This is a genomic window from Nitratidesulfovibrio liaohensis, assembly GCF_011682075.1.
Taxonomy (GTDB): domain Bacteria; phylum Desulfobacterota; class Desulfovibrionia; order Desulfovibrionales; family Desulfovibrionaceae; genus Cupidesulfovibrio; species Cupidesulfovibrio liaohensis.
In genome coordinates this window covers 1-7,005 of record NZ_VSMK01000091.1, presented here as the reverse complement: position 1 = coordinate 7,005, position 7,005 = coordinate 1, and the positions used below count along the sequence as shown (strand labels likewise).

Genomic DNA, 7,005 nt, shown 5'->3' with positions numbered 1-7,005 from the left:
GGGGTACGCCGTCGGCGGCAGCGGGCGGCCTGCGCTCCCCCCGGCCCTGCCCGGCGTGGTCCCTTCCGCGAACATGGGCGGACGGGGAATGCCGGGCGCGCCATCAAAACGCCCCCCCTGTGCAAAACCGCCGCCACCCACTCCGCTCCTGCCACCGCCAAATCCCGCCCCCCTTTGCGCGGCGTGGCCATTCTGCACGTCCCGGCGCATCAATCCGCCGGAATAGCTTTCGTGCATCTCGTCAAACAGATGGGCGGGAAGTTCGCGCACAAAGGGGCTGGGCACGGCGGGCTGGTTGCCGCCGTCGCCCCGGCTGTACAGGCTGGCGGGCACGAACAGACACAGGTGGTCGCGGGCGCGGGTGCAGGCCACGTACATCAGCCGCCGCTCTTCCTCGAAGTCTTCGGCGCGGGCAATGGCATGCCGCGAGGGAAAACGCTCTTCCACAAGGTCGATGAGCAGCACCGCGCCCCACTCCAGCCCCTTGGCGGAATGGATGGTGGACAGCACCACGCTGTCACGGTTTTCCTCTTCCTCGCCGGGGTCTTCCAGCGACAGGTCGGAGATGAACAGGTCCAGGTCGCGGTAGGACGCGGCAATCTGGAGCAGTTGTTCCAGCCCCTGCTGCCTGCGCGGCCAGTCGTCGGGGAAGGCGGCCTCCATGCGCGGCTTGTAGTGCTCCATAACCTCTTCGAGCAGCGAGGTGGGCGTGTGCGGGCGCTTGCGCAGGCCGTCCAGCAGGTCCAGGTCGGCGCGCAGTTCGGGGTAGCGCAGGCAGGCGCGGCTGGTGGCCTCCGGGTTGCCCTGCCGGGCCACGTCGTACAGCTTGAGGGTGGTCTTGGGCCCCACCCCCTTGGACATGGCGGCAATGCGCTGGAACGCGGGCAGGTCCAGCGGGTTCAGCACCAGGCGCGCGTAGGACAGCACATCCTTGACATGGGCCGCCTCCGAATAGCGCAGCCCGCCGTACTTGCGAAACTTCACGCCCAGTTTGTTCAGCTGCACTTCCACATGGTACGACTGGTACCCCGCCCGGAACAGCACGGCGATGTCGTGCGGCGGGTAGCTGCGCAGAAATTCCACGATGCGCGACACCACCAGCGAGGCCTGGGTCAGGTCGCTAAGCGGGCGCACCACCTGCGGCCTGTCGCCCCCTTCGCGCGCGGCGAACAGCTTCTTGCGGTAGGCCTGCGGTGCCTCCGCCAGGATGGCGTTGGTCAGGTCCAGCACCGGCTGCACCGAACGGTAGTTCTCTTCCAGCTTGATGATCTGCGCGGCGGGGAACAGCTTGGGGAAATCCAGGATGTTGCGCACGTCCGCCCCGCGAAAGGCATAGATGGACTGGGCGTCGTCGCCCACGGCCATAATGTTGCCGCCCTCGCCCGCCAGCAGGTGCACCAGCCGGGCCTGCACCAGGTTGGTGTCCTGATATTCGTCCACCATGATGTAGCGGAACTTGGCGCGGCACCAGTCCAGCACGTCGGCCCGTTCGCGCAGCAGCCGCTCCAGTTCGAACAGCAGGTCGTCGTAGTCCAGCAGGCCGTGCTCGCGGCGATAGGCGTGGTAGGCGGCGGCGATGCGGCCTATGCCTTCGGCGTGCACCAGCAGGTGGAACGCCTCGCGCCGGATCACCTCGTCGATGTCCAGTTCCTTGTTGCGGGACTTGCTGATGAGCCCCACGATGTTCTGGGTGCGCGGGAAGGACCGGTCGCCCTTGCCGATGCCCAGATTGTCCTTGCAGTGGCGCACCGCATCCACGATGTCCGCGCCGTCCATGACGGTAAGGTCGCCCGCCTCGTAACCCGAGGGGCGGAACTGGCGCAGCACCGAATAGGCGAAGGCGTGAAAGGTGCCGCCCTGCACCCCGGTGACCCCGTGCACCCCGCCGTGGACGGCGGCGGTGGCGCTGTGCTCCAGCAGCCGCCCGGCCCGGTGCAGCATTTCGCGCGCGGACTTGCGGGTGAAGGTCAGCAGCAGGATGGCGGAAGCGGGCACGCCCTGCTCCACCAGATTGGCCAGCCGGTAGACGATGGTGCGCGTCTTGCCGCTGCCCGCACCGGCAATGACCAGCACAGGGCCTTCCAGGGTGGTGGCAGCCTGGTACTGGGCGGGATTCAGTTCACTTCGATAATCTATCATGTGTTTGCCGGATGCTTATCGGTGCGTTTTCGTTGTAACGTCTTTACCGGCGGGCTTCAGCGCGCGCGGATGATTGGACTATCGGCAAGTGACGCATGCGGGGCGGCGGCATGCACCGTACCGGGCGAGACCGGGCCGGACAAGATCGGGCCGGACAAGATCGGGCCGCGCCAGTCCGCCTGTCCGGCAAGAATCGCCGGGTAGGCCACGGTGCGCGGCGGCGCATCCAAACCGAAGTGGCGCAGCACAAGCGCGCCCGCATCGCGCACCGAAACCGGCGCGTCAATGCCGGGCTGTCCGGCCTGCGAATCGTACCAGAAGGCGTCATCCGGGGTGTGGGTGCCGGTGCGGCCGTACTGCCTCGGCAGGCCGAAGACCTGGCTGCGGTTCCACTTGGCCTTCAGGTCGAAGCCGTAGGCGGGCACGCAGACCAGATCCGGCGCGGCCCAGCGCAGGGGCGGGCCGTCTCCGCAGGCGAAAGCATCAGGGGCGGGAGAGGCGACAGGCTGGCCCGTGCCGACACGTTGGCCGGTCGCTCCCTGTCCGAAACCTGCCTGCCCCGGCGCGCCGGAACCCGCCGTATCCTGCCCCAACGCCCCCTGCCCCGGCACCTCCGGCCCGTAGGCCTCGTCCGCCGTGAGCACGGCGCGGAACACCGGCGCGCCCTCGAAGGTCAACGCCCTAAGTTCGCGCCGCAGCCGTTCGGCCAGTCGCTGCCCCGTCGCGTCGTCCAGCGTGCCGTCGGGGAAGCGGCGGCGGGTGCGCAGGTAGATGCGGCCCGGGTCCAGCGCAAAGGCCGCGCTGTCCGGGTGCAGGGTGGCGGCGTCCAGTTCGTGGCACTGCTCCACGCCGCCGGACGTGACCTGACGCAGCAGCCCCTGCCCGCGCAGCCAGGCGTTCAGGTCCACCTCTGCCCGCACCGGGCCGAACCCGTGGTCGGCCAGCGCCAGCAGCCGCACCGGGCGACCGTCGCGCTCGGAAAGCGCCTTGACGAGATCCAGCACCTCGCCCACCAGCGCGTCCCATTCCGCCAGAAATTCCATGCAGGCCGGGTGCTGCGGGTGGCCTTCGTCGGTTACCGCGTCCCACAGGAAGTGGAACAGCCGGTCGGTTTCCGTCAGCACCAGCACGAACAGGTTCCACGCAAGGTCGGGCCACAGCAGGCGCAGCGCCGCGCGGCGCGAGGCAAGGGTGGCGCGCAGTTCCGCCAGCAGGTGGGCAGGATCCGAGCCGCCACGCGCGGTGTCGGCCTCCAGCCGGTAGCCCGCCCCGGTCAGCGGCCCCAGCAGGAACGGCGGATGCACCGCCCGCGCAAGGTCGTGCGCCACGAACCCGGAAATCAGCATGCCCGGAATGGGGCGCGCCGGATAGGTGTTGGGCAGGTTGATGACCCGGCTGGTCAGTCCGCGCTCGCCCAGACGGTCGAAGATGGTGGGCGCGGCCACCTGCGAAAAATCGGCCAGCGACAACTGGCGCGTCGCCACGTTGAATCGCGTGAAGCCGTACACCCCGTGCGCTTCCGGACCGGCGGCGGTGTAGAACGATGTCCAGTTCACCGGCGACAGGTCGGGAAGCTCGGCAGCCAAGGCCGACGCATTGGGGGATACGGCGATGCGGGCAAGATTGGGGGTGCGGCCCTGCGCGCAAAGGTGGCGGGCCAGCGAGAACGGCAGGCCGTCCAGCCCGAGCACCACCAGACGGGGGCGCGTGTCCGTGTGCATACCGAGCCTGTAGCAGATGGGGGGGCGATGCGCCAGCGCGCCCACAGCACGATGGACGCGACGGGATGGCGGGCGACGGGCGTCGGGATGGCGGGGCCATCCCGACGATGCCTGTGCGCCACACCACCGGGAGCGTTGTGTATGCGAGGAGGTGGTGAGTGGGTGTGGGGGGCGCGATGCGTGGGGGGCGCGAACCGTTGGCTCTGGAGCACCGTCCCGCCGCGCGTTGCTGCGACATCGGAAGGCAGTGACCTCGCCGCCCCTTGCGTGCTTGCGCTAGGCCCCGCGCTTGCGCCGCGCGGTGATGGTTTCGCCGCCCACGCCCCAGTTGTCGGTGTCCACCTCGTCGATGGTCACCACGGTGGTGGCGGGGTTCTTGCCCAGGATATCCACCAGCAACTGGGTGACGCCCTGGATGAGCGCGGCCTTCTGCTCGTTGGTGGCGCCTTCGCGGGTGATGCGGATGTTGACGTACGGCATGGGAAACTCCTTGCGTGCGGGTTGGGTGCGCCAGTATCCACCGCCGGGGAGGGCGCGTCCAGCCCTGCCGCCCCCCTGCCGTTTTGACGCCCGGTACGTCCACGCTCTATCATGGGGAAAACATGCGCCCCGTGATACGGGAAGGTGACGCACCCGCCGCAGCCCGTCGCGCGCGGCGGGGAGCAACCGTGACGGCAGGCGGCAGCCGGGCGGCGACGGACGACACCGGACAGGCTACACCGGGCAGTCCGGCCGGCCTGACGACACCGATCTGACCATGCCGATTCGGTGACACCGCCTGAACCACACCGGGGCGGCCACGTTGCCGAGGCCATACCGTCCCGGCGAAACCGTCCCGACCTGACGGGCTCGACCAGACGGGCCCGGCCTGACTGCCCCGTCCAAACCTCAAGGACCGACCATGGCCAAATTCGACTGCGAACTCTTCGGCCACTTCGTCTACGGGCCGGAACTGAGCTACAACGACCTGCTGACCCGCGAGGCGGAACTGGTGGACGCCATCCACGGCGCGCTGGACGCCACCGGCGGCGAACACATCGACTTCACCCCCACGGGCGATGCCTTGCGCGTGCAGTGCGTGTTCGCCCACCACGAGGAAACGATATTCCACGCAGCCTGCGCCGCCGTGGCCCCCCTGCTGCGCCACGACGTGGAAGGCCGCATGCTGTTCGTGGACAAGGGACTGGACCTGCTGCACCTGTACCTGCTGGCCGACAACGCCTGGCAGGAAGCCGCCCTGCGCCTGCCCGACGCCCGCGCGGGCATGGCTGTCCATGCCCACAAGGACCCGGCCCTGACCGTGGTGCCCACGGCAAAGCCCAAGCCGGGAGCGGCCCGTGCCAAACGCGGAAAGGGCGGAGGTGGCGGCAAGGCTGCCGCGAAAGCGGAGGAATAGGCGAAGGGGCGCGGGTTCCGCTCGGGCCTGCCTGGGCGCCTGAGCCAGTTCGCGGCAGCCCCCCGGCAGCCCCCGGGCAGCCCTGACGCCCAAAAGCGACGTCCCCTTGCGCCACCGGACTCGACACCCGGCGCCATTCCCTGCGCACGGCCCCACCCCGACATTGACGGCAACCCGCCCGCATACTAGGGTTTCGGCCCATTCCCACCGTGCCCGGATGGCGGAACTGGCAGACGCAAGGGACTTAAAATCCCTCGGCCTCACGGCTGTGCGGGTTCAATCCCCGCTCCGGGCACCACAAGAAAAACAGAAGGTCGCATGCGCGCTGTTCGGGCGCATGCGACCTTTTCCGTTGTTGCCTTCCGGTCACGCTGTTGGCTCGGCGTACGGCAACGCCGCTTCTGGTCAGCGCCGCACACCATCTCGCCAAGGCGATACAAGCAAACCTACACACCCTTCGGACTTACTATGCCGTCGCCCCATGAAATATGCGCACCCCCTCGCAAACCGACCGGAATCGGACTGGGAACCGCTTTCGCGGCACTTTGAAGAGGTTGCGGACCTCGCGGGGCATTTCGCTTCCACCTTCGGAGCCAGGGAACGGGCCTGACGGCAGGCCTGCTGCACGACGTGGGCAAGCAGCCGGCGGCGTTTCAGGCCTATCTACGCGCATCGGTTGCAGGCAAGGATCCTGGTCGCGGACGCGTCCCGTCAACCATGGAGTGCCGACGCTTTCGCCCCATCTGGCGCGACTGGTGCTACTCGCGCGGCGGCGAGACGGGGCCTGCGTGGCGGGGGTGTCGATGATGTTCCGGTTGGTCCGCCGAGGAGGGGAGGAAAAATAACGCCCCGGTCGGAGCGGCGGCCTGCCTCCCCCCGTTACCAGCGGCGCGCTTTCCGGTATGGTGAAGGAAATCCCGCTTCAGGAGCCCGCCATGCCGCATGCCCACCGCGCACTCCACGCAGATCCCCTTTGTGTTCCCCATGACACGGCCCATGCCGCTGCCCGTGACGCAATCAATGACGCGCGTCGTGCCTTCGGAGAGCCACCAGCCCCGCACGCACCCCGCACCACGGGCAACGCCGCGGTGGCCAACGGTTCGTCCAGATGGTGGGGCGCCCTGCTCGGTCCGCTGACGCTCACCGCCGGGCTGGTCATGACGTTGGGCACCCTGCTGACTGGCTGCGGTGACAAGACTCCCCCCGGCGAGGTGGCGGTCATGCGGGCCTGCCGCATCTGTCATGGTACGGAGCGCATCTGCGCGGACATCGGCAAGCTGGACCGGGCAGGCTGGGAAAAGACCGTGGACCGGATGATTGCGGGCGGCGCCAACGTCACTCCCAACGAGCGCATCGTCGTCATCGACTGGCTGTCCACGCGCAAGCCGGGCGACAAGCCCTTGTGCCCGTAAGCCGAAATTCGGCACCTTCCGGAAGGCAACCGATCAGCCTCCGGGCGCCACACGCATATGCGCCCATACCGCACGCTTGCCCCACCCCTTACCGCATACCTTGCCGCACACCTTGCCGGACCGGCAAGCGGTCCCTCCATGGCATGCCGCGCCCCGCCCACCTGTCGTGCGGCACCCCTCTTCCGCCCTCGGCAGCGAGGACAAGCCCCCCGCGCGCCGAGCCGGTCGGACCTTCGGCCTACCGCGCTCCGGCGGGCTGCGTGGCCCGCCGCCGCTTGGGGGAGAGCCATGCGGCCAGCAGAAACAGCGCGCACGACAGCAGCACCACGGCGGCCCC

The 7,005-nt window shown here is 68.9% G+C and carries 5 protein-coding genes and 1 tRNA gene; 3 read left to right on the top strand and 3 right to left on the bottom strand.

Going from position 1 to position 7,005, the window contains the following annotated elements:
- From FVW27_RS04105 to FVW27_RS04095, 3 genes are all read right to left on the bottom strand, one after another.
- The coding region (locus FVW27_RS04105) for an ATP-dependent helicase (RefSeq protein WP_243838200.1) at positions 1–2,139 on the bottom strand (2,139 nt) is incomplete at its 3' end.
- A gap of 56 nt (positions 2,140–2,195) precedes the next feature.
- On the bottom strand, positions 2,196–3,860 hold the full coding sequence (locus FVW27_RS04100; RefSeq protein WP_243838199.1) for an alkaline phosphatase family protein: 1,665 nt from the start codon (positions 3,858–3,860) through the stop codon (positions 2,196–2,198).
- A gap of 276 nt (positions 3,861–4,136) precedes the next feature.
- The gene (locus FVW27_RS04095) at positions 4,137–4,340 is read right to left on the bottom strand and encodes a 2-hydroxymuconate tautomerase family protein (protein ID WP_167122980.1); all 204 of its coding nucleotides are present in this window, start codon (positions 4,338–4,340) and stop codon (positions 4,137–4,139) included.
- A gap of 421 nt (positions 4,341–4,761) precedes the next feature.
- Between FVW27_RS04095 and FVW27_RS04090 the strand changes: the two genes are divergently transcribed.
- The 3 genes from FVW27_RS04090 (at position 4,762) to FVW27_RS04080 (ending at position 6,668) form a co-directional block, all read left to right on the top strand.
- Entirely contained in the window at positions 4,762–5,256 is a 495-nt protein-coding gene (locus FVW27_RS04090) for a hypothetical protein (protein WP_167122978.1), read from the top strand.
- Positions 5,257–5,467: 211 nt separating this feature from the next.
- Positions 5,468–5,554: transfer RNA gene (locus tag FVW27_RS04085), tRNA-Leu, on the top strand.
- A 790-nt stretch (positions 5,555–6,344) separates the two neighbouring features.
- Entirely contained in the window at positions 6,345–6,668 is a 324-nt protein-coding gene (locus FVW27_RS04080; RefSeq protein WP_167122976.1) for a hypothetical protein, read from the top strand.
- Positions 6,669–7,005 lie beyond the last annotated feature (337 nt).